Annotated in this window: 21 protein-coding genes and 1 pseudogene; 8 read left to right on the top strand and 14 right to left on the bottom strand. The window is 68.1% G+C overall.

Annotation, left to right across the window (positions count from 1 at the left end):
• Window positions 1-500: 500 nt before the first annotated feature.
• From ABD120_RS23570 to ABD120_RS23560, 3 genes are all read right to left on the bottom strand, one after another.
• On the bottom strand, window positions 501-1,679 hold the full coding sequence (locus tag ABD120_RS23570; protein WP_343952167.1) for a GDSL-type esterase/lipase family protein: 1,179 nt from the start codon (window positions 1,677-1,679) through the stop codon (window positions 501-503).
• A gap of 65 nt (window positions 1,680-1,744) precedes the next feature.
• Window positions 1,745-2,314, bottom strand: coding sequence for a TetR/AcrR family transcriptional regulator (locus ABD120_RS23565; protein ID WP_343952166.1), 570 nt, complete (start codon window positions 2,312-2,314; stop codon window positions 1,745-1,747).
• A gap of 728 nt (window positions 2,315-3,042) precedes the next feature.
• On the bottom strand, window positions 3,043-3,450 hold the full coding sequence (locus ABD120_RS23560) for a MerR family transcriptional regulator (RefSeq protein ID WP_343952194.1): 408 nt from the start codon (window positions 3,448-3,450) through the stop codon (window positions 3,043-3,045).
• 59 nt (window positions 3,451-3,509) lie between these two features.
• Between ABD120_RS23560 and ABD120_RS23555 the strand changes: the two genes are divergently transcribed.
• Window positions 3,510-4,217 carry an SDR family oxidoreductase gene (locus ABD120_RS23555; protein WP_343952165.1) on the top strand — a complete coding sequence of 236 codons (708 nt, stop codon included), beginning with the start codon at window positions 3,510-3,512 and terminating at the stop codon, window positions 4,215-4,217.
• A 339-nt stretch (window positions 4,218-4,556) separates the two neighbouring features.
• Here the strand turns inward: ABD120_RS23555 and ABD120_RS23550 are convergent, their stop codons facing one another.
• The 4 genes from ABD120_RS23550 to ABD120_RS23535 all read right to left on the bottom strand — a co-directional run bounded on the left by ABD120_RS23550 (window position 4,557) and on the right by ABD120_RS23535 (window position 7,062).
• Window positions 4,557-5,393 (bottom strand): SDR family NAD(P)-dependent oxidoreductase, encoded by an 837-nt coding sequence (locus tag ABD120_RS23550; RefSeq protein WP_343952164.1) that lies wholly within the window; start codon window positions 5,391-5,393, stop codon window positions 4,557-4,559.
• Window positions 5,394-5,529: 136 nt separating this feature from the next.
• On the bottom strand, window positions 5,530-5,661 hold the full coding sequence (locus tag ABD120_RS23545) for a hypothetical protein (protein ID WP_343952163.1): 132 nt from the start codon (window positions 5,659-5,661) through the stop codon (window positions 5,530-5,532).
• Window positions 5,662-5,663: 2 nt separating this feature from the next.
• The gene (locus ABD120_RS23540; RefSeq protein ID WP_343952162.1) at window positions 5,664-6,377 is read right to left on the bottom strand and encodes an MFS transporter; all 714 of its coding nucleotides are present in this window, start codon (window positions 6,375-6,377) and stop codon (window positions 5,664-5,666) included.
• A 190-nt stretch (window positions 6,378-6,567) separates the two neighbouring features.
• Window positions 6,568-7,062, bottom strand: coding sequence for an MFS transporter (locus ABD120_RS23535; protein ID WP_343952161.1), 495 nt, complete (start codon window positions 7,060-7,062; stop codon window positions 6,568-6,570).
• 192 nt (window positions 7,063-7,254) lie between these two features.
• Here ABD120_RS23535 and ABD120_RS23530 point away from each other — a divergent pair, with 192 nt between their 5' ends.
• The gene (locus ABD120_RS23530; RefSeq protein ID WP_343952159.1) at window positions 7,255-7,914 is read left to right on the top strand and encodes a TetR/AcrR family transcriptional regulator; all 660 of its coding nucleotides are present in this window, start codon (window positions 7,255-7,257) and stop codon (window positions 7,912-7,914) included.
• A 122-nt stretch (window positions 7,915-8,036) separates the two neighbouring features.
• Here the strand turns inward: ABD120_RS23530 and ABD120_RS23525 are convergent, their stop codons facing one another.
• From ABD120_RS23525 to ABD120_RS23510, 4 genes are all read right to left on the bottom strand, one after another.
• Complete coding sequence (locus ABD120_RS23525) at window positions 8,037-8,885, bottom strand: alpha/beta fold hydrolase (RefSeq protein WP_343952158.1); 849 nt, start codon at window positions 8,883-8,885, stop codon at window positions 8,037-8,039.
• Between the two features lie 78 nt (window positions 8,886-8,963).
• Complete coding sequence (locus ABD120_RS23520) at window positions 8,964-9,932, bottom strand: alpha/beta hydrolase (RefSeq protein ID WP_343952157.1); 969 nt, start codon at window positions 9,930-9,932, stop codon at window positions 8,964-8,966.
• Window positions 9,933-10,474: 542 nt separating this feature from the next.
• Complete coding sequence (locus tag ABD120_RS23515) at window positions 10,475-11,314, bottom strand: SDR family oxidoreductase (protein ID WP_343952156.1); 840 nt, start codon at window positions 11,312-11,314, stop codon at window positions 10,475-10,477.
• Window positions 11,315-12,119: 805 nt separating this feature from the next.
• Window positions 12,120-12,398, bottom strand: a complete 279-nt coding sequence (locus ABD120_RS23510; RefSeq protein WP_343952155.1) for a hypothetical protein — start codon at window positions 12,396-12,398, stop codon at window positions 12,120-12,122.
• A gap of 453 nt (window positions 12,399-12,851) precedes the next feature.
• Between ABD120_RS23510 and ABD120_RS23505 the strand changes: the two genes are divergently transcribed.
• Entirely contained in the window at window positions 12,852-13,250 is a 399-nt protein-coding gene (locus ABD120_RS23505; RefSeq protein WP_343952154.1) for a VOC family protein, read from the top strand.
• Between the two features lie 54 nt (window positions 13,251-13,304).
• Here the strand turns inward: ABD120_RS23505 and ABD120_RS39875 are convergent.
• Window positions 13,305-13,894 (bottom strand): annotated as a pseudogene (locus ABD120_RS39875) (transposase); the annotation flags it as partial.
• Window positions 13,895-13,914: 20 nt separating this feature from the next.
• Here ABD120_RS39875 and ABD120_RS23495 point away from each other — a divergent pair.
• Together ABD120_RS23495 and ABD120_RS23490 are read left to right on the top strand one after the other, a co-directional pair.
• The gene (locus ABD120_RS23495; RefSeq protein ID WP_343952153.1) at window positions 13,915-14,082 is read left to right on the top strand and encodes a hypothetical protein; all 168 of its coding nucleotides are present in this window, start codon (window positions 13,915-13,917) and stop codon (window positions 14,080-14,082) included.
• Window positions 14,083-14,456: 374 nt separating this feature from the next.
• Window positions 14,457-15,629, top strand: a complete 1,173-nt coding sequence (locus ABD120_RS23490; RefSeq protein WP_343952152.1) for a serine hydrolase domain-containing protein — start codon at window positions 14,457-14,459, stop codon at window positions 15,627-15,629.
• Window positions 15,630-16,188: 559 nt separating this feature from the next.
• Here ABD120_RS23490 and ABD120_RS23485 read toward each other — a convergent pair.
• Window positions 16,189-16,365 (bottom strand): hypothetical protein, encoded by a 177-nt coding sequence (locus ABD120_RS23485; protein ID WP_343952151.1) that lies wholly within the window; start codon window positions 16,363-16,365, stop codon window positions 16,189-16,191.
• A 39-nt stretch (window positions 16,366-16,404) separates the two neighbouring features.
• Window positions 16,405-16,857 (bottom strand): MarR family winged helix-turn-helix transcriptional regulator, encoded by a 453-nt coding sequence (locus ABD120_RS23480; RefSeq protein WP_343952150.1) that lies wholly within the window; start codon window positions 16,855-16,857, stop codon window positions 16,405-16,407.
• Window positions 16,858-16,943: 86 nt separating this feature from the next.
• Here ABD120_RS23480 and ABD120_RS23475 point away from each other — a divergent pair, with 86 nt between their 5' ends.
• The 3 genes from ABD120_RS23475 (at window position 16,944) to ABD120_RS23465 (ending at window position 20,495) form a co-directional block, all read left to right on the top strand.
• Window positions 16,944-17,513 carry an NADPH-dependent FMN reductase gene (locus ABD120_RS23475; protein ID WP_343952149.1) on the top strand — a complete coding sequence of 190 codons (570 nt, stop codon included), beginning with the start codon at window positions 16,944-16,946 and terminating at the stop codon, window positions 17,511-17,513.
• 40 nt (window positions 17,514-17,553) lie between these two features.
• Window positions 17,554-19,083 carry an amidohydrolase family protein gene (locus ABD120_RS23470; protein ID WP_343952148.1) on the top strand — a complete coding sequence of 510 codons (1,530 nt, stop codon included), beginning with the start codon at window positions 17,554-17,556 and terminating at the stop codon, window positions 19,081-19,083.
• Window positions 19,084-20,030: 947 nt separating this feature from the next.
• Entirely contained in the window at window positions 20,031-20,495 is a 465-nt protein-coding gene (locus tag ABD120_RS23465) for an RICIN domain-containing protein (RefSeq protein WP_343952147.1), read from the top strand.
• Window positions 20,496-21,163: the final 668 nt, after the last annotated feature.

Raw genomic sequence — 21,163 nt, 5'->3', positions numbered from 1 at the left:
GCTCGGTGCCGCCGACCCGGCGCAGGCGGCTACCGGCCAAGTCGTTGTCTTCTCCACCGAGCTTCAGCCGCTGGAGATCTTCGACAACCCGTCGGCTGCCACCGGCTGCCCGCGACCACGCACTCGGTCAACAACCAGACCGACGCCACCGTCCAGGTGTACGGCGATCCGTTCTGTGCCATCCCGGCCACGTCGATCCCGCCCGGGCATGGCGCGCACGTCCACGGTGCTTCCTTCAAGGCTTGACCGAACCTCTCACACGCCGTGCCCTGCCGTCGCCGGCGCGACGGCAGGGCACGGCGTTCTCCTGTTCCGGGCGGCCCTGGCAAGAAGAGAGCTCACGAGCCCCTCGAATGCGCCAAATCAAGGGGTTCGGGGGCTCGCCCATTCAGGCCGGATCGGGTGATGAGGGTTCTCCATCACCCGGAAAGGATCTTTACCCACTTGAAGTGACAAGTTCACCACCGATTGCGGGCCAGAGCCGAAAGCCGGACACCCGGTCAGCCAGTCGTGATGGTGAAGGGCCCGTTGTTTGCGAAGGCGAACTTGGCGAAGTTCTCGCCGATGCGGCGGTGCCCTTCGGGACTGGGGTGGATCGCGTCCGGCAGCGGGAACTCCTCGTGGTCGCTCTCGCCGTAAAGGTCGAGTCCGTCGAGGTAGTGGAGGTTGGGGTCTTCGGCGGACCGCTGCTTGACGATGTCGGCCAGGACGTCGCGGACGATCGTAAGCGTCAGCCGTCCGGCAGCGGTCTCGGCCGGATCACCGGTGGCCCTGAACTTCAGGGTTCCGCTGGAGAGGTCCGGCATGAGAGGTCCAGGGGTGTTCTCGTGGGTCGGACACAGGACAGGAGAGATCAGGAGCAAGGGGGTCGTGGGGTGGCCCTCGCGGATGGTGTCGAGGAAGCCGTGGATAGCGGGGGCGAAGGCGCGCAGGCGCATGGCGTCGCTGTTGACGACGTTGATGCCGAGCTTGAGGCTGATCAGGTCTGCGGGGGTGTCGCGCATCGTGCGGGCGATGAACGGGTCGACCAGTGCGCTGCCGCCGAATCCGAGATTGATCAGCTCCACATCGCCTGCGGAGGCGGCCAGGGCGGGCCAGATGGTGCTGGGGAAGACGGCGTTGGAGCCGTGGCTGATGGAGCTGCCGTGGTGCAGCCACACCCGGCGCCCGGTCTCCGGGACCGACTCGACGGGGGCGTCGGTGCGCAGGGCGATGACCTCGGTGATCTCCGCATGCGGGAGCCAGATCTCGATGTCCTTCTCACCGGTGGGGAGGTCGGTGAAGTGGGCGGTGCCGGCGGGGCCCGGGGTGAATTCCGCGGCCTGGGTCTGCATGTCGGTGATGGTGCGCAGGTTCCCGCCGTCCACGGTGGCCTGGGCGGTGAGGCGGCCGTCGACCAGGAGATCGTAGATGCCGTCCGGCGGGGGCGGGAAGCCCCGGTAGCCGCGCTTGGTGGGCAGGGTGTCCAGGCGGACGGTGGTGGCGCTGGTACGGAAGGCCAGCCGGACGCCGGAGGGCTGGGCCTCGGCCACGGCCAGCCGGTCGTCGGGGATCTGGCGGCGTGCCCAGGCAGGCAGGCGGTGCGGCAGCAGGCCGTGGGCAGTCTCTTCCACGTCGAGGTGTCCGCGCAGGAAGGCGACGGTGACGGCGGTCGTGATCAGGTTCTGTTCGGTGCTCATTGCCTCAAGCCGTTTCGGGTGGGTGTCGGGTCGCGACGGGGAAGCCGTCGCGGGTGACGCTGCGGTCAGGGGGTGGACCGGCTCCGCAGTGCGGTGTCGAGGCAGTCCAGCGTCCAGGCCCAGGAGTGCTGCGCGGCGACGTCCGTGTGGTCGAAGGCGCCGGCTGCCTCCAGGGACGCATAGCCGTGGAAGACGCTGCCCAGCATGCGGACCGCGTGCGTCTGGTCCGGCTCGGCCAGGTCGTAGCCGCGCAGGATCGCCCGTGTCATCTGCGCGTGCCGGACGCCGGCGCTGGCCGCGGCGGTGTGCGCGTCGAGCCGGTACCGCGCTGCTTCGTACCGGCCGGGGTGGGCCCGGGCGTAGTCCCGGTAGGCGTTCGCGAAGGCGGTCAGGGCGTCCTTGCCCGCGCGCCCGGCCACGGCGTCGGCGACCCGGTCGGCGAGTTCCTCCAGCGCGAACAGCGCGATCCGGGTCTTGAGCTCGTGGGAGTTCTTCACATGCGCGTACAGGCTTGCCGGCTTCACGGCGAAACGCCGGGCGAGCGCCGACAGGGTCACCTGGTCGAAACCGGCCACATCGGCGAGTTCCGCACCAGCGAGCGTCAGCCGCTCCGGGCTCAGTCCTGCCCGAACCACGACCATCACCTACTCTCAGTATTCCTATAGCCAGCATGCATCTACCTATAGTCTATAGGCAGTCGATGCATTGCCTTAGGTTTGGCGTACTCCGCCGATGGCGGCTAGCGCGACGGCAGGGCCTGCGAAACCGCACGGGTCCCACCTTGATTCGCGCCAACGGCGCTTTGCCCGAGCAAGATCAAACGTGACGGCTGGGCGACCGCGGAGCGCCGTTAGCGCCACCCGTGCCCGCGCCGCCGGGCCGCTCGCGCTCCGGCACCTACCACACCGGCCGCTTCACCGGGCTCCTGCGCGTGCCCGCCCCCGCCGACCGGGGCCGGCCAGCCGTGGCGTCTCGGCACCCCGTCCCGTTCGCCCTCGCGCCGGACACCCCGACCGCCGACATCCGCCGGGTGGATGTGGGCCGTACGTGCCGGCACTGGCGAATGCGCGAACAGCGCCTCTCGGTGACGGCGGTTGCGTCCAGCGGCCATCCCGTGAGACACGGGCCTCCCACGCAGGGTCGCTCAGCGAGTCTTGATCCTCAGGTTTCTCCTCGATGGAGTCGGCAGCACCTGCTCACACCAGTCCGATGCCCGTTGTCGGTGGGCATCCGGCGCCGGTGATCGGTGCAGGAAGCGGTGATGCTGCCGCAGGCTGTGCTCCAGTTCAGGGAACTGGGCGCGGGGATGGGCCTGCGTAACGGATCGTGTTCTTGACATCGAGCCCGAACCGGGCTGCGGCAATCACGGCGTGGCGGAGTGACTCGCCTGCGCGGCGACATCGTGGTCCGCGATCCACGCGCAGCCGCTGGCCGGGCTTCCGGTGGAGGCGATGACCGCGTCCAAGTTGTCACGGGTGCGGGCAAGCGCGGCGATCTGCGCGTCGATGCGATCACGCTCGGCGGCCAGCCGGGCACGCGATTCGGGAGTGCTGACCTTGGCATCGACGCAGGGCAGCAGTTCGGCGACGGTCCGGCTGGACAAACCGGCGGAGTAGAGCATCTGGATCAGCTCAACGCGGTCGGCCGCAGACTCGGGGTAGTGACGCTGCCCGGACTCGCTCCGGTCCGCCTCCAGCAGCCCCTGCTCCTCGTAGTAACGCAAGGCCCGCACACTGACGCCCGATCGCGCCGCCAACTCGCCGATACGCACCATGACCTCCATCTCAACCCTTGCCTCTGACGTCAACGTCAGGTTTTAGTCTATCCGGCATGCAGATCAACGGAGCACATGTGCTGGTCACCGGCGCGAACCGGGGCCTGGGCCGGCAGTTCATCCTTTCCCTCCTCGACCGCGGCGCCGGCAAGGTGTACGCCACCGCCCGCCGTCCGGACCTCATCGACGTACCGGGAGTCATCCCACTGCGCTTGGACATCACGGACCCGGCGTCGGTCGCCGCCGCGACCGCGGCAGCGCCCGACGTCAAGATCGTCATCAACAACGCGGGCATCTCCACCGGCGCGAACCTCATCACCGGCGACCTGGACACGATCCGCCGCGAGATGGACACCCACTTCTACGGCACCCTCAACATGATCCGCGCCTTCGCGCCCCAACTGACCGACGGCGCGCTCCTCAACGTCCTGTCCGCGATCTCCTGGCTCGCCTTCGACGGCGCGGGCGCCTACCACGCGGCCAAGGCCGCCGAATGGGCGCTCACCAACAGCGTCCGCCTGGAGTTGGCCGACCAGCGCACCCTGGTGACGGGCCTGCACCTGGGCGCCGCCGACACCGACATGATGGCCTGGTACGACGGCGACAAGACCGCCCCCGAGACGATTGTCGCGGCGGCCCTCGACGGCATCGAGGCGCACCGGCCAGAGGTGCTCGCCGACGCCTGGAGCCGCCAGGTGAAGGCGTGGCTGTCCGAGGACCCGAGCGTCATCTACCGGGAAGCAGAAGCCGCCCTCACAGCCTGACCTCAGACTCGGCCCCCACGTGCCCCCACCCGGCAGCCAGGGCACGACCGATTGGCTCAGGCCGCCTCGACTCCCCTGGGAGGTGACCCGGTCGCGCGGTGGTGTGCGCACGTCAACCGGCCGGTACGGCCTCGCCGAGCCGCTGGCGGCGGGTCAGCGGCGACCGCTTCAGCATCACGCCGGTGAGCAGGGAGATCGCGGCGAAGGTCAGGGCGTGGTCGCGGGTCAGCCAGATCCGGTGCAGCCTGGGCCTGCCGGGGGCGCAACCGGGCCATGGACTGGAAGGGGCCGATGATCAGGGCGAGGACAGCCGGGAACGGCGTGGCGCGGTGCGCCGTTTCAGTCCAGCCAGGTGGACATGGCGGCGATGACGGCGCTGCCGTCCAGATCCGCGAGAGATCTCCCGACCGAGGCGGCGGCTGCTTCTGAGGTCTGCCACCGGAAGCGGGGTGTGCGGGTCGTCGCGGCCTCGATCACGACAGCGGCCGCTTCCCGAACAGGCTGGGCCCGCGTCAGGTTGTCGACAGCGCTCTGGAGGTACTTCTCCACCAGGTCCCGGTAGGGGTCGTCGGGGCCGGGGAACGCTCTGTTGTCCACGTTGTCGACGAAGTCCGTCGTGACGGCCGCCGGTTCGACCACGCTGACGACGACCCCGAAGCGAGCCGCCACCGGAGCGAGCGACTGCATCAAGCCTTCGAGGGCGAACTTGGCGGCGATGTAGCCGTCGAGGAACGGCTGCCCCACGGCTCCGCCTTCGCTGCTGACGCTGACGATCCGGCCGGCGCCGGACTTCCGCATCGACGGCAACACGTGCCGGGTGAGCGCGGCGGCGCCGAGGAAGTTGACCTCAAGCTGCTGCTGCAGGGCGTCGTCGTCGATCTGCTCCAGGGTTCCGACGACGGCTTGGCCGACGTTGTTGACGAGAATCGCGATGGGCCCGAAATCGGCTGCCACCTCGTCGAGACAGGCGCGGGCGCCGTCGCGGTCGGTGACGTCAAGCTTCCGGATCGTCAGATCGACTCCCTGGTCAGCGGCCTCGGCCCGCAGCCGGTCGGCCCGGCCGGGGTCTCGCATCGTCGCGACGACGTGAAAGCCCTCGCGCGCCAGTCCCACGGCGGTGTGCAGTCCGATTCCGCTGGACGTTCCCGTCACCAGCGCGATCTTCCTGTTGCTCATGTCGAACTCCTGCTCAGTGTGTCGCGGAGGAGCCAGGCGTACCTGCCTCCCGATGGGCTGTTCCGCCGGGTTTCGCGGGGCCGGTCGCGGCCCGGCATGCGTGACCGGGCGGCGGCGTGATCGCGGGCGAAGTCGGTCAGGGTACAGATGCAGCCGGAGCGTCCGGTTGCCAGCGCAGGAGCCGCACGGGCGAGTCGGCTCGTGCCGCGTACTGGGACGGCAGCACCAGCCGCAGCACTCCGGCCGTCAGAACCGTCGACGTCTCCACGGTCAATCTCCTTCAACCTGTTGGTCGGACTCCGGCCTGCGGTGTGCCGTCGGCCTGAGGGACAGTAGGGCAGCGGCGAGGGCGAGCACCGCCGCGCCGAGGAAGGCATCGGTGTGGGCGACGCCGTCGCCGGCCGTGGCCACCGCGATCAGGGCCGCGAGCCCGAGGGCGCCGCCGAGCTGGCGGGTGGCGTTGACCAGACCGCTGAGCAGGCCGGTCTCCCCCACGACAGCGCCGGAGACAGCGATGGTCGTCGCGTAGACGAATCCGAGGCCGAGTCCGGCGCCGATCAGCAGGAACGGCCCCAGCAGCGCGGTGACGAACTCGCTGCCGGCCTCGCTTCGGGCAAGCCAGAACAGCCCTGCGGACAACGCGACCAGCGCGCCCGCCATCGCTGATCGCAGACCTGTCAGCCGGGCCAGCCATGGAGCTCCGAAGCCGCCCAGCGTGATCAGAACCGCGATCGGCAACTGGCTCAGGCCGGCCGTGGCGGGCGACATGCCGAGGACCTGCTGCTGATACTGGGACAGGAAATAGAACAGGCCCACCGACACCGCGCCCAGCAGGAGCATCACGGTGTTGGCCATGACCACCGGCCTCCGCCGGAGACACCGAGCGGGACGAGGGGGTGGTCGGAGCGCAGCTCGACGACGATGTACGCGCCCAGTGAGAGCGCGCCGACCGCCAGGCTCACGACCGTGCGCACGGAGTTCCATCCGGCTTCGGGGGCGGAGATCAGCCCAAAGGCCAGCGCCGAGATGCCCAGGGTGATGGTGGCCGCCCCGGGCAGGTCGAACCGCCCCGGCCTGACCGGGGACGGCGGCAGCGCGTACCCCACGATGACGGCCACGAGGATCTCGATCGGCACCGGAAGCCAGAAGATCGCCGGCCAGCCCATGGCCTCGGTCACCACTCCTCCGAGCGCCACAGACTGCCCGCGCCGAGGCTCCCACCCCAGACACCGAGCGCGCGCCGCCGCTCGCCGGGCTCGGGGTAGAGGCCGAGCATGAGCGAGAGCGCGGCGGGAGTGAGAACCGCCGCCCCCGCACCCTGAACGATCCTCGCGGTGATCAAGGTGGTCGCGTCGAAGGCGAGGGCGCACGCTATCGACGCGACCACGTAGATCGCGACGCCGGACAGGAACATCCTGCGTCCGCCGAGCAGGTCGGCGAGCCGGCCACCCAGCAGCAACAGCCCCGCGAAAGCGATCAAGTATCCGTCCACGACCCACGACAGTTCCGCCGTCGAGAGGTTCAACGCCGCCCTCATGGCGGGCGTGGCCAGGTTCACCATCGAGGCGTCGAGGATCACCGTGCCCGGGGCCATGGCCAGAGCGACCATGGCCAGGGTGCGTGGCGCCTCCGGGCGGGCGCGTCGCAACCGGGTTTCGGTGATGCCCACGGCGGACCTCCTTCGGGCACAGGGGCACAAAGTGACACTGTTCACCGCGTGAGAGCTTCTCACTTTACGGATTATTTATTGCTGAAGATTGTAGCTCAAGGTAAAGCAAAAGATTATTCGCTTCTGTGTGACACGTTATGATTGCTAGACCCACAGGAGGATGCGATGCCCACACCTGCACCCCGTAGCTCGATGCGTGAGCGCTTCCGCGAGCAGGTCCGGGAGGACGTGAAGGCGACAGCCCTGGATCAGCTCGCCGAAGGCGGTCCCCAGGCGATCTCGATCAACGCCATCGCCAAGCATCTGGGAGTGTCGGGCGGCGGGCTCTACCGCTACTTCGCCAGCCGGGACGACCTGCTGACCGCCCTGGTCATCGACGCCTACGAGGACCTGCACGACGCCATGGCCCAGAAACTGGGCAGCGAGGCGGCCGACCGTACCCCTGAAGAGCACTTCCGCACGCTGGCCCGGTCCTACCGGTCCTGGGCCCTGGCCGAGCCGCACCGCTACGAGCTGCTGTTCAAGCCCCCGGTACCGGGCTACGACGCACACGCCGAATCTCTGGCCACCGCGGCCCGCTCGCTCATGGTGATCCTTCTGGGAGTCCTCGCCGAGTTCGGCCGCGAGGACGCGGCCGAACCGGCGCCCTACCAGGAGGACGACGTTCTCGCCGCCCGAACCGTGGGCTCATCGGAGTTCCGGCTCGCCGTCGCCGTGTGGTCATGCGTGCACGGCATCGTCAGCCTCGAACTCGGCGGCGGCCTGTCGGCGATGACGGTCGAGGTCGATTCCCTCTTCGAGTATGAGATCGAACTCCTCATCGAGAGAATCGAACGAGACCATCGCGACTGAGGCTCGTGCTCTACGGCTCACGGTAGTGCGCGAGATGGTACTGGCGCCCTGCAACGTCACGAAGTCCAGGACGTCGGCCACGCCGATCCGGGCGGGGCGGTCCCGGCACGCATCCGCTCGATTCAGTTCCGCGCGGCGCGGCGAATGAGCTCGGTGACCTCTGAGGGTTCGGAGACGGTGATCGCGTGGGAGGCGCCGAGAACGGTGACGATGTGGGCGTCGGCGCGTTCGGCCATCCATTTCTGGGCCTTGGGCGGGATGTTGAGGTCCCGGCCGGCGACGAGGGCGTAGGAGGGGATGGATTTCCAGGCGGTCTCGGTGACCTTTTCCTCCAGGGCGGCGGCGGAGACCGGCCGCTGGGTGGCAGCCATGACGGCGGCGGTGGCCGCGGGAACGTCGGCGGCGAACTGCTTGTGGAAGCGGTCTTGCCTGATGGTCAGTTCGGTGCCCGTGCCGCCGCCGGGCAGAGGGTAGGAAGCACTGCTCACCGTGTCGCCGAGGGTGCCGCCGGGGAATTTGGCCGCCAGTTCGGCGGCGCTTTCACCGGCGGCGGGGATGAACGCAGCGACATAGACCAGGGCCTTGACATTCGGGTTACCGGCGGCGGCCTGGGTGATGACCGAACCACCGTAGGAATGGCCGGCCAGGATGACGGGACCTTTCACGGTGTCCAGCAGGTTACGCACGTAGGCGGCGTCGTCGTGCAGGCCGCGTAGTGGGTTGGCCACGGCGATGACGCGGTAGTGGTCGCGTTGCAGGCCTCTGATGACGCCGGCCCAGCTGGAGGCGTCGGCGAAGGCGCCGTGGACGAGGACGACGGTCGGCTTGGCTGTACTCGAACCGGTGTCATGTGAGGCGGCGGCGCCGGTCGCAGTGGCGGCCAGCAGGGAGCCGATCACGAGGGGCGCGAGAGCCAGCTTGGCCAGGGAGCCGACGGCCGAGCGGGAGTTGGTGCGTTCGGGACGGAACATGATTCTCCTTGCGAAAGGGCAACCGCTGTCGAGGGCGCTGAGAAACGATCTGGAGCGCCCCGTTCCGCGCTCCCTGGGTCAGTTCTGGTGGAGTGCGGTGCGCAGTGCGTGGATCGCCTGGTCGATGGCCGCTTGGGCGGCGTGGGTGTCGCGTAGGGCGTTGAGCATGACGAAGTCGTGGATGATGCCGAGGTGGCGAACGGCGACGACGGGGACCCCGGCAGCGCGGAGTTTGGCGGCGTAGGCTTCGCCTTCGTCACGCAGCACGTCGGCCTCGGCGGTGATGACCAGCGCCGGTGGCAGCCCGGCCAGGTCCTCCGGCGACGCGCGCAGGGGCGAGGCGGTGATGTCGGCGCGTTCGACGTCGGCGGTGGTGTATTGGTCCCAGAACCACCGCATGGCATCACGGCGCAGGAAGTAGCCTTCGGCGAACTGACGGTAGGAGACGGTGTCGAAGCTCGCGTCGGTGACCGGGTAGAACAACACTTGGAACCGCAGGGGCACGTCCCCGCGCTGTTTGGCCATCAGCGTCAGCGCGGCGGCCATGTTCCCGCCGACGGAGTCACCGGCCACGGCGACGCGCTCGGCGTCCAGATTCTCGCCGGTGCCGTGGGTGATCACCCAACGGGCGACGGCGTAGTTCTGCTCGATGGCGATCGGGTAGCGGTGCTCGGGCGAACGGTCGTACTCGGGGAAGACCACGGCGGCCCCGATACCGACGGCCAACTCGCGGATGAGACGGTCGTGGGTGTGGGCGTTGCCGAACACCCATCCGGCGCCGTGGATGTAGATCACCACGGGGAGTGGACCGACGGCGCCCCGGGGCCTGACGAGCCGGACTCTCACCGAGCCGGTCGGACCGCCCTCCACGGTGACCCACTCCTCATCCACCTCGGGCTTGGCGATCTCGCTCGCCTGCACCTCGTCGACCGCGGCGCGAGCCTCCTCCACGGGGATCTGGAACAGGTAAGGCGGATGGGCGGTGGCCTCGGCGAACGCCGCTGCCGCCGGTTCGAGCACCGGAGCAGTGGGGGTTTCCTCAGACATTCAGGCTCCTTGGGTTCACGGGCGAGGGTGTGCTGGAGGCTGAGGGGCGCCATGCCCGGACATCTTCTCCAAAACGCAAGAGCTTCTCTCGTATGAGAGAGTATGTGACATTGATACAGAGACTCTCAACCAAGTGCAAGAGGTTCTTTCCTTTACGCATGGGTGTTACGTTCGGCAGCGGAAGTCGGCCCCGCATGCGGTACGGCGTCCCATGCCAGCGAGGTGCCGTCGGTGTCGGTCATGTGGCGCAACCAACCAGCGCGGCCGATCTGCCGGTCGCGGAAGGTGGTTTCGATGAGCCCGATGGAGTGGTCGTCCTCGGCCAGGTCTCACATCGGGCCGTGGCCGCTGGGGCAGAAGACCGCCAGTGGGCCCTGACGTGGGCATTCATGATCCGGGTGTGAGTGAGCCGGCGTCAGGGGCGTCAACCGTCCGGCAGCCCATCCCTGTGTTCCACCTTCTGGTCAGGTGCGGTGCGTGCGGATCCGATGGACGCCGCAGTCTCGGCCGATCTCGGAAAGCGGCCTGGCTGGGGTGCGGGGTCAGGCGGCGTCGTCGTGCGCGGTGGCGGCGGACTTCTCCCGCCACGGGGCGACGTCCTGCTCGATCTGGAACAGCTTGGCCCGGAGCCGTTCGAGCGTGTCGGGCCCGAGGTACAGGTGCTTGGGCAAGGTGTCCTGGGTGATGACCTCGTGGATCAGTGCGGCGCCCTTGACGGGGTCGCCGAGCTGGCTGTGGTTGGCGATGACTGCCCATTCCAGGGTGGCGCGGGCGGGCGTGCCGTCGTAGGCGGGAATGCGGTGGGCGGGCAGCGACAGGGAGCTGGCGTCGAGGAAGTCCGTACGCAGCACGCCCGGCTCGACCACCATCGACTGGATGCCGAACGGCGCCAGTTCTTCCGACAGTGCCTCGCTGATCCCGGCCACCGCGAACTTCGAGGCGCTGTACATGCTCACCCCCGGCTCGCCCTCGAATCCCGACCGGGAACCGATGTGCACGAGCTTTCCCGAGCCTTGGCGGCGCATGACGGGCAGCACCGCACGGGTCACGCCGATGAGGCCGAAGACGTTCAGGTCGAACAAGGACCGCGCCTCGGCGTCGCTGATCTCCTCCAACGCGCCGAGCAGGCCGCGGCCGGCATTGTTGACCAGCACGTCGATCCGCCCGAACCGGTCCACAGCGGCCTGGACCGCGGCGGGGACGGCGGCGGTGTCGGTGACGTCCAGCGCGACGGTGAGCACGTTCTCCGCTTGGGCGAGGTCTTGCGGAACGCGCGCGAGGTCGCGCACTGCGATGACGATGTCGTCGCCGTGGCGGAGGGCGGCGCGGGCGATCTCGGCGCCGAGGCCGCGGGATGCTCCGGTGATGAACCACGTGGTCATGACGTTGTCCTTCATTCCGTTCCGTGTGGACTGACCCCTGCGAACCCTTCCAGGGTCATCGGAGTGGATGAAGGCCGTGTGCTTCCTGGGAGTGCCGCACCCAGGAAGTCGGCGCCTGGCGTGACGTGCTCAGCCAGCCGCGCGTGGGGTGCGCGCGAGACCGTCGATTCGCGCCACGGCCGCGCGGAAGCTGCCGCCTGTGCGGGGTCCCGGTAGCAATCGCGAAAATCCAACGAACCTATCACTGACCTGCGATTACATGGCGACGTGGAGCGTCCCGGAACAGCCGGTCACCAACTACGCCTGAAAGGGCGGTCGGCGGGCGGACGCCTCCGCAAGCATCGGTTGCAAGCCCCCGCACAGCGTTGACCTCGGTTGTGGTCAGTGGGGCCGGCGGGCGGGCCGAGGATGCCGGTGACTTCGGCGACGGCTTCGCCACGGGGCATGATGTAGCGCATGGCGGTGCGCGGGTTCTTGTGCCGGATCTTGGCCATGATGAGCTGCAGCGGCACTTCAGCGTCGCCAAGGTGAGTGGCGGCGCTGGTGGAGATCGAGTCTTCCAGTAGAACGCGCGCGCGGTCATAGCCGTGACGAGCTCGCCGATGTGTGGCAGATATCGCCGGAGGCGGGGCGGCGGGCAGGCACAGGTTTGCGTTCGGCAAGGAACAGCGGCCCGCAGGTGCGCGAGGACCCATCGGGTAGGGGCAGGAGGTGGGCGGTGCCGGTGTCCCAGTACACCCATTGGGTCGCGCCGCCCTTGGATTTCCGCGGCGCGCGCGGCCCAGTGCTTTGGTCTGGCACCAGTTCAGCCAGGAGGCGACTGCGGCTCGGTTGCGGTTCCACGTCGCGGGTTTGCGCTTGCTCCATAGTGCGGTGAGCGCGTCGCCGATCTCATCGTCGGTGACGTCGGGCGACGGGTGCCGCCGCCGAGTTGGGCGATGGTGTGGTCGATCGCGGAGGCGTGGGCCCGGTGGGTGTTGGGGTTGGCGACCCGTGCGGTCGACAGGTACTCCTCGCTCGCTGCGGTGAGGGTGACGCCGTCGCCGCGCAGCTCGGTGATCTTCCGCTCGGCGGCCGTACTCATGGTGTGCCCGCCGCAGGCGCGGTGTCCTGGATAACGTGCCCGAGCCGCGGACCGGATCCCCGGCTCAGCCATGATCGAAGACGGCTCACGTATGTGACAGTAGGCAATTGTCACGTACATGGGATACCGCGACGGCACCACTAGGGAGCAGGTCATGAGGGACGCGTCGGGTGGCGTGCCAGGCCAGCGGAGGTCCCGACGGTGATCAGGTCTGCTGCGGTGTCGCATCAGCGGCCGAGTCGGCATGGCGACGGCGCGGTATCAAGACCGGTATCCGATGTAGCGCAACAGAATCCGCAGTCGGCGCTCGATCTGAACGGCGGTCACTTCTTCCGCATGCTGGAGCAGGACGGATCCCCTGAAGTGACAACCTCGTCTGATTCATCCAAGACTGCGGTGCCGGCTCCGTGATGGCCTTGGAGCATGTCCTGTACTGATCTTCCGGGAGACGCGATGAGGTTCAGTTACGCCATCGTGTACGTCTCGGACGTGGTAGAAGCTGTTGATTTCTACGAGCGGGCTTTCGGGTTCGCCCGCGCGTTCGTTCACGAGTCAGGCGATTTCGCCCAACTCGCTACCGGAGGTACGGCGCTCGCCTTCACCAGCCACCGGCTGGGGGCTCAGGCGGTGCCGGTTCCCTATACCGCCCTCAGCCCTGCCATGCCACCGGTAGGGCTTGAGTTCACCTTCACCACCGAGGACGTTGCCGGGGGCTTTGCCCGTGCCGTCGCGGCGGGTGCCACCGCCGTGGCCGAGCCGCACGAGACTGCCTGGGGTCAGGTGGTCTCGTATGTCAGAGATCCCTACGGTGTTCTCGTCGGAATCGCTTCGCCGGTCGCCGGGTTCTCATAGGGGCTGCCGACCTCGTCCGGCACTGGCCCTAGAGCGTGTACGAAGTTCGGATCTTCAGGCTGGTCGGAGGCTTCGGATCCATATGACGGCTCCGCGTAGGTGCAGGCCGGCCAGGTAGCTGTCGGGCGTCTTGTCGAACCGGAAGGCTGGCCCACGCCATTCCTTGATCCGGTTGACGCACCGCTCCACCGTGTAGCGCTCCTTGTAGAGATCGGGATCACGGCGGAGCGGCCGCCCCCGCAGGAGCCGCGTTTCTTGCGGTTGGCCGCCTGGTCGGCCTTCTCCGGGATGACCGCTTTGATCCCGCGTCGGCGCAAGTAGGCGCGGTTGCCGCGGGAGGAGTACGCCTTGTCGGCGGCCACCACGCCCGGTCTGGTGCGCGGACGACCCACAGGCAGCCGGATCCTGATGCGCTCCAGCACAGCCGCCTTCAGCCGGAACCGGTACCGGCGCCGGATCAACCGTCGCCCGTACCCGTGCCTGTCTTCGTCTCGGCCGGGGTCGCCGTCACAGGCGTTTCGCCCTTTGACGTAGCCCTTTTCCTGCTCGGCCGCCTCTTCCAGCGCCGCGGCCAGCTCACCGCCCAGGACCATCCCGGCAGCGTGGCGATGGGCGCGGGCCGTGGTGGAGTCCACGCTGACCATCGGTGAGGTCTCCACGCGCCATGGCGAAGACCTACCAGGCCGCTGTCCGGAGCGCCGCCGATCCCCGTGTTCTCAACTCCGTACAGCCCCTAGTCCTCGCCGTCGCGGCGGCCGATTTGCGCGTCGCGGTGGGACCGCAGAGCGAACTGCTTGTGACGCTTTCGCCGCAGCTCAATCCGCACCTTTGAGCGCCTTCGCCCGCCGACGCACCTTTCTCCGCCTCCCCGCGTAGAACCCGAGGAGCCACGCCTGTGTCCACAGGGACCTTGGCGGGACAGCGCTTGCGGCAGAGCGAGGCGGCTGCTGCCCCAGCGATGGTGTTGCCGTCGCTCGTGCGCGCTTGCTCGCGGCCTTCGGCACTCCGTACCTCAGCCCCACGGCTGCGCGTCAGCCACGCATGTGACTTTATGCCGAGATAACAACACCGGTTGTTGGCTGATCATCCGTCCGCCGGATGCGGCGGCCATCGCGCGTTTCACCCACGAGTCCTTCAAACCGTTCGCCGTCACCACGGACCGCGCGAACATGCCCTTCTGCTCACCGTCCCGATGACAGGAACACGATGACGCCCACCCGACGGACCCTACTCACCGGCGCACTGGCCACCACGGCGCTCACGGCAGGCAGCATGTTGCCCGCCCACGCCGAACGAGCAGCGCCGACGCCGCCCCAGCTGCGACCAGGCGGCGAGTTCGACGACTATCTGGCGAGGCTGGCCCAGTCCGACCAGTTCTCCGGAACCGTGCTGCTGGTCCACCGTTCACGCCGAGTGCTCACCCGCTCGTACGGCATGGCGGACGCGTCCCGCTCGATCCCCAACGGCCCGGACACGATCTTCAAGCTGGCATCGCTGAGCAAGTGCTTCACCGGGATCGCCCTCGCCCAACTGGCCGCACAAGACAAGGTCGACCTCCATGCGCCCCTCGGCGATTACCTGAACGGCTTCGCGGCCGAGACAGCGAAGGTTACCCTCCACCATCTCCTCACCCACACCGCCGGCATGGGCCAGTACTCCCAAGCCCCCGAATTCCACGCCGGGCTCCCGCGATGGTCCACGGAGGCCGAGATGATGGACGGCGTCCTGAACATCATCAAGAAGCAGGAAACCGCTCCCGCCTTCACCCCCGGAACCCGCTACGTCTACAGCAACAGCGGATTCTTCGTGCTCGGCGCCGTCGTCGCGGCGGCCTCCGGCCTGCCCTTCCACGACTACGTACGCCGCGACGTACTCACCAGGGCCCGCATGCAGCGTTCGAACCTCTACACCAAGCCGCAGGTCCTCGACAGTCGCGACATCGCCCACCCGTACTGGACCCTAAGATCCGGAGAGCGCGCCGACTTCACCACCAGCGAGTACTTCGGCTTCGTCGGCGGCCCCGCAGACGGCGTGTACGCCAGCGCCCCCGACCTCCTTGCCTTCGTCGCCGCCCTGGACGAAGACGCGCTCCTGCCGGCGGCCTACACCACAGCCTTCACCACCGGCAAAGTCCTGCTGGCACCCACCGACAAGCCCGTCCTCCCCGCCGACGCCCGCTTCTACGGCTACGGCTTCCGCGACACCATCATCGCGGGCCACCGCGTCTGGGGACATTCCGGCAGCGCGATGGGAGTCGCGACCAACCTCGATGTCTTCCCCGACCTCGACTGGATCGCGGTCATCCTGAGCAACTACGACACCCCCATCACGCCGATCGTCATCAAGGCCCGCGAGCTCATCACACGAACGATTCCGTAGACGATGGCAGCAACACCTGCTGGCCTGTCCCGCCTCCCGGTCAATGAGGCGCCCCGCGACAAGCGTTGACGGACAGGCTGCTGTGTCGGCCTGTCGCTCGTCCAGCGCCCGGGCGCGCCGCAGGGTATGACGCTGACGGGGAAGCCCTTGTGCCGGTCGGCCGGGGCTGGCCCCTGAACGCGTGGCTGTCGGACAAGAGACTCAAGACGCAGCAGGACGCGCCGGATGGGAGAGCTCTGGAGAAGAGCGTCAGGGTAACCGCCACGCCGAGGCGGGAAGCTCCTCCAGAGCGGCGCTACGCTACCCCGGACGCGGACGGGCACAATTCCAAGCCGAACCCGCTGGAGGCGAGGACTCCCGCCGAGTTGGTCGAAGCCATGAGACGTTATCGGGTATGGGCGGCGAACCGCGCCTGCGAGAGATGGCCCCTCAGGTGCAACCAGGCCGCCTCTCAGCTTGTGATTTGACCGCCGATCTTCGCATTTGCCCCGATAGACGCTGATGGTGATCTACCAGATATAGCGGGCTGTGGCAGTGAGACCACGTCGATTTCGGGAGGTTATACGAACGCCGCGGCCGCCGGCTTCTCGATCGCCTCCCCACCGCCGTCGCCTCCGGCGCTCCCATCAGCACCTCCATCGGCGATGGCCCTCGTGCGCCCCGCCGAACGCAACTGCTCGGCCTTGCCCGCCCGCTCCGCCCGCGCCTGCAGATTCGTGGAGATGAGCAGATCCACCGTATGGCGAGCACGTGCTCAGGGGCATCAGCGCGTACGTCACTGTTCTGCTTCCAGGCTGTTGAGGATCTTGGTGGCGAGGGAGGCGAACTGGTCGAGCTCTTCGCGGGTCAGCCGGTCGACGAACAGGCGCCGTACCTCCTCGGCGTGGCCGGGCAGGGCCTTCTTCAGCGAGGCGAGGCCCTCTTCGGTGAGTACGGCGTCCATACCGCGGGAGCCGCACCGTTCCCTGGCGACCAGGCCGCGCCGCTCCATCCGGGTGAGCTGGTGGTGCATGCGGCTCTTCTCCCAGCCGGCGACCTGCGCCAGCTCGTAGGCGCGCAGCCGCCTGCCGGGTGTCTCGGACAGCAGCGCGAGCACTGTGTAGTCGGCGTTGGACAGGTCGCTACTGGCCTGCAGTTGCTGTTCGATGCGATTCCGCAGCAGCTCCACCATCCGGAAGGACGTCCGCCATGCGCGGAGCTCGTGTTCGGTCAATCCCAGCTGCGCCATGAGGTCACCCTACCATCGAGTTGACACGTCAACTCGATGGCTCTTAGCCTCCAGTAGACAAATCAACTCGCTGGAGAGAGACCGCCATGACCCGTATCGGCATCATCGTGGGCAGCACCCGCCCCAACCGGAACAGCGACAAGGTGGCCGCCTGGGTGCACTCCATCGCCTCGCAACGGGGCGACGCCGTCTTCGAACTCATCGACCTGCGCGACTTCCCGCTGCCACACCTGGACGAGGCGCTCCTGCCGGCGTTCGGCTCCTACGAGAACGAGCACACCAAGCAGTGGGCGGGCACCATCGCCTCCTTCGACGGCTTCGTCATCGTGACACCCGAGTACAACCACAGCATCCCCGGTGTGCTGAAGAACGCCATCGACTACCTGTACGCCGAGTGGGGCAACAAGTCGGTCGGCTTCGTGTCGTACGGCATGGCCGGCGGCGCCCGCGCAGTTGAGCACCTGCGGATGATCGCCGGCAATCTGCACCTGGCCGATGTGCGCCAGCAGGTCACGCTCCACCTGATGACGGACTTCCAGGACCTCACCGTGTTCAAGCCCGGCGACCATCAGCTCGAATCACTCGGCACCATGCTCGGCCAGGTCGTGTCCTGGAGTGCCGCGCTCGCCCCCCTGCGGGCCATCCCCGTCTCTTGATCAAGCCGTCTTCTTTGAGCACCTTTGAAAGGCGATTCACATGTCGAACAAAAGCGCTGCCCGACGCCGAGATTTCCTGAAAACCTCGGCTGTGGCCGCGAGCCTGCTCGCGGGATCACCGGCTGCGGCGCGGAGCGATGATCAGGCGCCGGCCGACAGCGGCAACCCTGGCCGGCGCTATGTCATCCGGGGCGGGGCGGTGATGTCGATGGACCCGAACGTGGGCGACTTCGAGGTTGCCGACGTACTGGTCGAAGGCAAGAAGATCGTCGCGGTCCGGCCCCGCATCGACGCCGGCGGCGCGAAGGTGATCGACGCGCGCGGGCGTATCGTCATGCCGGGTTTCGTGGACACGCATCACCATCAGTTCGAAACGGCCGAGCGCTCGTTCCTCCCCAATGGCCTGCTGCAGAACGACGGCTCCGGGTCGCCGAGCGCGTCCCCGAATTACACTGAGCATGTTCTGCGCGGGTTCGCGAAGGTGTACCGGCCGCAGGACGTGTACATCAACGAGCTGTTCGCGGGGCTCTCCCAGCTGGACGCGGGGGTGACCACGGTGCTCGACGTTTCGCAGATCCACCACTCCCCCGAGCACAGCGACGCGGCGGTCCAAGCGCTGATGGACACCGGGCGGCGGGCCACGTTCGGCTATTTCGAGAGCGACGGCCGCGAGGGAGCCCGCTACCCGGAGGATGCCCGCCGTATCAGGGATCAGTGGTTCTCTTCGGACGACCAGTTGGTGACCATGGTCATGGGCGGCGAGTTGCACCTCGGCAAGGAGGTGTACACCAGAGCCTGGACGATCGGCCGTGAACTGGGCCTCAAGGTCGTCGCGCACGCGGTCGGCGCCTTCGGCATGCGGCCGACGCTCGACGAGGTGGCCCAGGGTACCGGAGGACTTCAGGTTGGGCCGGACAACCTCTTCATCCACATGACCGGCATGTCCGACGAGACATGGAAGAAGATCCGGGACGCGGGAGCGCAGGTCTCCCTCGCCATCCCCATCGAGATGGTCATGCGGCACGGCACGCCGCCGATCCTCAAGATGCGGGAGCTGGGCATGGAGCCCTCGCTCAGCTCCGACGTCGAGACCACGATGGCCGCAGACCCGTTCACACTGATGCGCGGCGCGATGACCATGCAGCGCATGCTCGTCAACCAACTGGTCCTGGACCAGGGCGACCCGGTGCCCCCGAACCACTGGCCGACACCCGCCGAGGGCACCCCGTCTCTGCTCACAGTCCAGGAGGTGTTGCGGTACGCGACCTCCAACGGCGCCGAGCACCTCGGGCTCGGCGACAGGACGGGTACGCTCACGCCCGGCAAGCATGCCGACATCGTCCTGCTCGACACCACTGCGCTCAACGTGGCCCCGCTCAACAACGTGCCCGGGGCGGTCGTCTCGCTGATGGACCGCACGAACGTCGAGACCGTGATCGTCGCCGGCAAGGTCCGCAAGTGGCGCGGACGCCTGCTCGACGCGGACCTCGACCGGCTCCGGCGCGAGCTCGAAGCCTCGCGCGACTACCTCTTCAAGACGTATGGCATGCGGAAGGACCTGTTCGCCTAGCGCTCAGGAAAATTGCTCCGCCACCCTACGAATCCTGTGCCGTCCCCCACCTGAAGGTCTGGCTGACGGTCGGGTCCGGGCAACCGCGTGGGCCCGATCGCCGACCTCCTTACCACTCCGATGTACGCTCCCGCCGCGGGCCGCAACCTTCAACGACGTGAAGCAGCGGTCCGGGATGGCCCACTGATGTGTTTCCGATCCGGACGGAAGCGCGGGCCCGAACATGCGCCCGCCCACTAACCGGCCCCGGTCGCGTACCCGGGGCCGACTGCTGCGGCTGGACGAGGAGCACGTCCGGGTTCATGGCAAGGGCGGCAGCGTACACGCCGTGCCGCTCGACGACCTCGGCTACGTCGCCCTGCTCAAGCTGTACCTGGACCGCGCCGGCCACACCGTGGCCCCCTGTTCCACGTCTCCATCAACGGCCGCAGCGGGCCGCCGTCCAACGAAGCGGCCTCGTGGTCCAGGTGGCCACGGGCAGCGGGTGCGGGCGGCCCGCGGAGGTTGCCCAGGTCACGGGCACGGGCGTGCGGGCGGTCATGGAGGGGCGGGCGTTCAGGACCCGGAGCTGCACATGACCGAGACGTCCTGGTGGACCGCGTCCGCGCCGACGGCGGCGCGCTCCCGTTGCGCGCGCTGGAAGGCGAGCGCGAGCTGGCGCGGCGCGCCATTCGCCCGGAACGTCGGCGACCGTTCGGCTGTGGTAGCCGTGCACCCGACCGGACGGCCAGCATCGGAGCGCCACGACAGTCACTTAGAGTAGTTGTAGAGGTGCTGAGAGTGCATACTTGGTGTGCTGCCCACAAGCACACCCGACCACGGACAAGCGTTCTCCGGCTGTGCCTGTCGAGCAGCGCTCCCAGAATCACCGACAGGACCCCGGGCGCGACGCTGCGGGGAGTCCCCAGGCACGAAGGAGACCCATGTCCCCTATCAAGCTTTCCGCCATGGCCGTGGCCCTGATCATTCCCACCTCCGCAGGCCTGATCACCGCCGGCTCACCCGCGGCAGCGGCCACGGGCTACTGCCTTGACAGCGGCGGCGACAACTCAGTCGTCAGGGTTCCCGCATACCTGTTCCGCAACTGCTCCAGCAGCTCCGCCAACCTGAAGTGGATCATCGAGAACGGCCAGATCAAGAACGTCGCCACGGGCTACTGCCTTGACAGCGGCGGCGACAACTCAGAGGTCAGGGTTCCCGCATACCTGTTCCGCAACTGCTCCAGCAGCTCGGCCAACCTGAAGTGGATCATCGAGAACGGCCAGATCAAGAACGTCGCCACGGGCTACTGCCTTGACAGCGGCGGCGACAACTCAGTCGTCAGGGTTCCCGCATACCTGTTCCGCAACTGCTCCAGCAGCTCGGCCAACCTGAAGTGGATCATCGAGAACGGCCAGATCAAGAACCAGTAGCGACCCGGCCGCCATACGACCGTGGCTCGGTCACGCACCACCGGGCCACCGACGTCGCCGACGTCCGCATCCCATCCGGCGACGGCATCCGGGGATGACGGCAGCCATCCCTCGCACCTGCTCGGCGCTGAGTGGGGTCGGCCGCCGCACCTCCCGGCGGCCGCAGGGCCGGTCCATCTCATCGTTGGGGCACTCGGCGAGACCTGGTGGATCTCCACCAGCTCCAGGAACAGGAAGAACGTCTTGAGCGCCCGGCGACCGGGTGTCCTTCGCCGTGGTGCGCAGCACTTTGCCGGAGTACACATCGGCGTCGGCGGTTCCGTCTCCCACAGTGGGATACCGAACCAGGCGCGTACCTGTTCCAGGTGCATCGTCCACCGAGACTCGTAACGCACCGGGGATCGGTCGCCGGCGACCAGCGGCACCCGAGAAGGGCTCGTTTCCCTGGCGCTGGACCTGGTCCCGCCGCTTCGCCCGGGTCCAGGAGCCTCTCAGACGAGCGATCCGAAACACCCCGGGCCTTCACCAAAGCCCGGCGGATACAGATGCCCGTGTCCACCGGCCGCAACGAAAGAACATCCATGGACATTTCTCCTGCGTATGGGCGCGCCCTGCGCGGTGGTGGATGTTCGGAAGCGCTATGTGTGCGGGCACCTCCTCACGTCTGC

Source organism: Nonomuraea longicatena (assembly GCF_039525605.1).
In the GTDB taxonomy this organism is placed as follows: domain Bacteria; phylum Actinomycetota; class Actinomycetes; order Streptosporangiales; family Streptosporangiaceae; genus Nonomuraea; species Nonomuraea longicatena.
This window is presented reverse-complemented; position numbering and strand designations above follow the sequence as displayed.

What these genes read in the sequence shown, in the direction of transcription:
- ABD120_RS23570 (WP_343952167.1), bottom strand. Translation starts at nt 1,679, where the DNA reads ATGAGCACCGAACAGAACCTGATCACGACCGCCGTCACCGTCGCCTTC.
- ABD120_RS23555 (WP_343952165.1), top strand. Translation starts at nt 3,510, where the DNA reads ATGCAGATCAACGGAGCACATGTGCTGGTCACCGGCGCGAACCGGGGC.
- ABD120_RS23550 (WP_343952164.1), bottom strand. Translation starts at nt 5,393, where the DNA reads ATGAGCAACAGGAAGATCGCGCTGGTGACGGGAACGTCCAGCGGAATC.
- ABD120_RS23540 (WP_343952162.1), bottom strand. Translation starts at nt 6,377, where the DNA reads ATGGAACTCCGTGCGCACGGTCGTGAGCCTGGCGGTCGGCGCGCTCTC.
- ABD120_RS23530 (WP_343952159.1), top strand. Translation starts at nt 7,255, where the DNA reads ATGCGTGAGCGCTTCCGCGAGCAGGTCCGGGAGGACGTGAAGGCGACA.
- ABD120_RS23525 (WP_343952158.1), bottom strand. Translation starts at nt 8,885, where the DNA reads ATGTTCCGTCCCGAACGCACCAACTCCCGCTCGGCCGTCGGCTCCCTG.
- ABD120_RS23520 (WP_343952157.1), bottom strand. Translation starts at nt 9,932, where the DNA reads ATGTCTGAGGAAACCCCCACTGCTCCGGTGCTCGAACCGGCGGCAGCG.
- ABD120_RS23515 (WP_343952156.1), bottom strand. Translation starts at nt 11,314, where the DNA reads ATGACCACGTGGTTCATCACCGGAGCATCCCGCGGCCTCGGCGCCGAG.
- ABD120_RS23510 (WP_343952155.1), bottom strand. Translation starts at nt 12,398, where the DNA reads ATGAGTACGGCCGCCGAGCGGAAGATCACCGAGCTGCGCGGCGACGGC.
- ABD120_RS23505 (WP_343952154.1), top strand. Translation starts at nt 12,852, where the DNA reads ATGAGGTTCAGTTACGCCATCGTGTACGTCTCGGACGTGGTAGAAGCT.
- ABD120_RS23495 (WP_343952153.1), top strand. Translation starts at nt 13,915, where the DNA reads ATGGCGAAGACCTACCAGGCCGCTGTCCGGAGCGCCGCCGATCCCCGT.
- ABD120_RS23490 (WP_343952152.1), top strand. Translation starts at nt 14,457, where the DNA reads ATGACGCCCACCCGACGGACCCTACTCACCGGCGCACTGGCCACCACG.
- ABD120_RS23480 (WP_343952150.1), bottom strand. Translation starts at nt 16,857, where the DNA reads ATGGCGCAGCTGGGATTGACCGAACACGAGCTCCGCGCATGGCGGACG.
- ABD120_RS23475 (WP_343952149.1), top strand. Translation starts at nt 16,944, where the DNA reads ATGACCCGTATCGGCATCATCGTGGGCAGCACCCGCCCCAACCGGAAC.
- ABD120_RS23470 (WP_343952148.1), top strand. Translation starts at nt 17,554, where the DNA reads ATGTCGAACAAAAGCGCTGCCCGACGCCGAGATTTCCTGAAAACCTCG.
- ABD120_RS23465 (WP_343952147.1), top strand. Translation starts at nt 20,031, where the DNA reads ATGGCCGTGGCCCTGATCATTCCCACCTCCGCAGGCCTGATCACCGCC.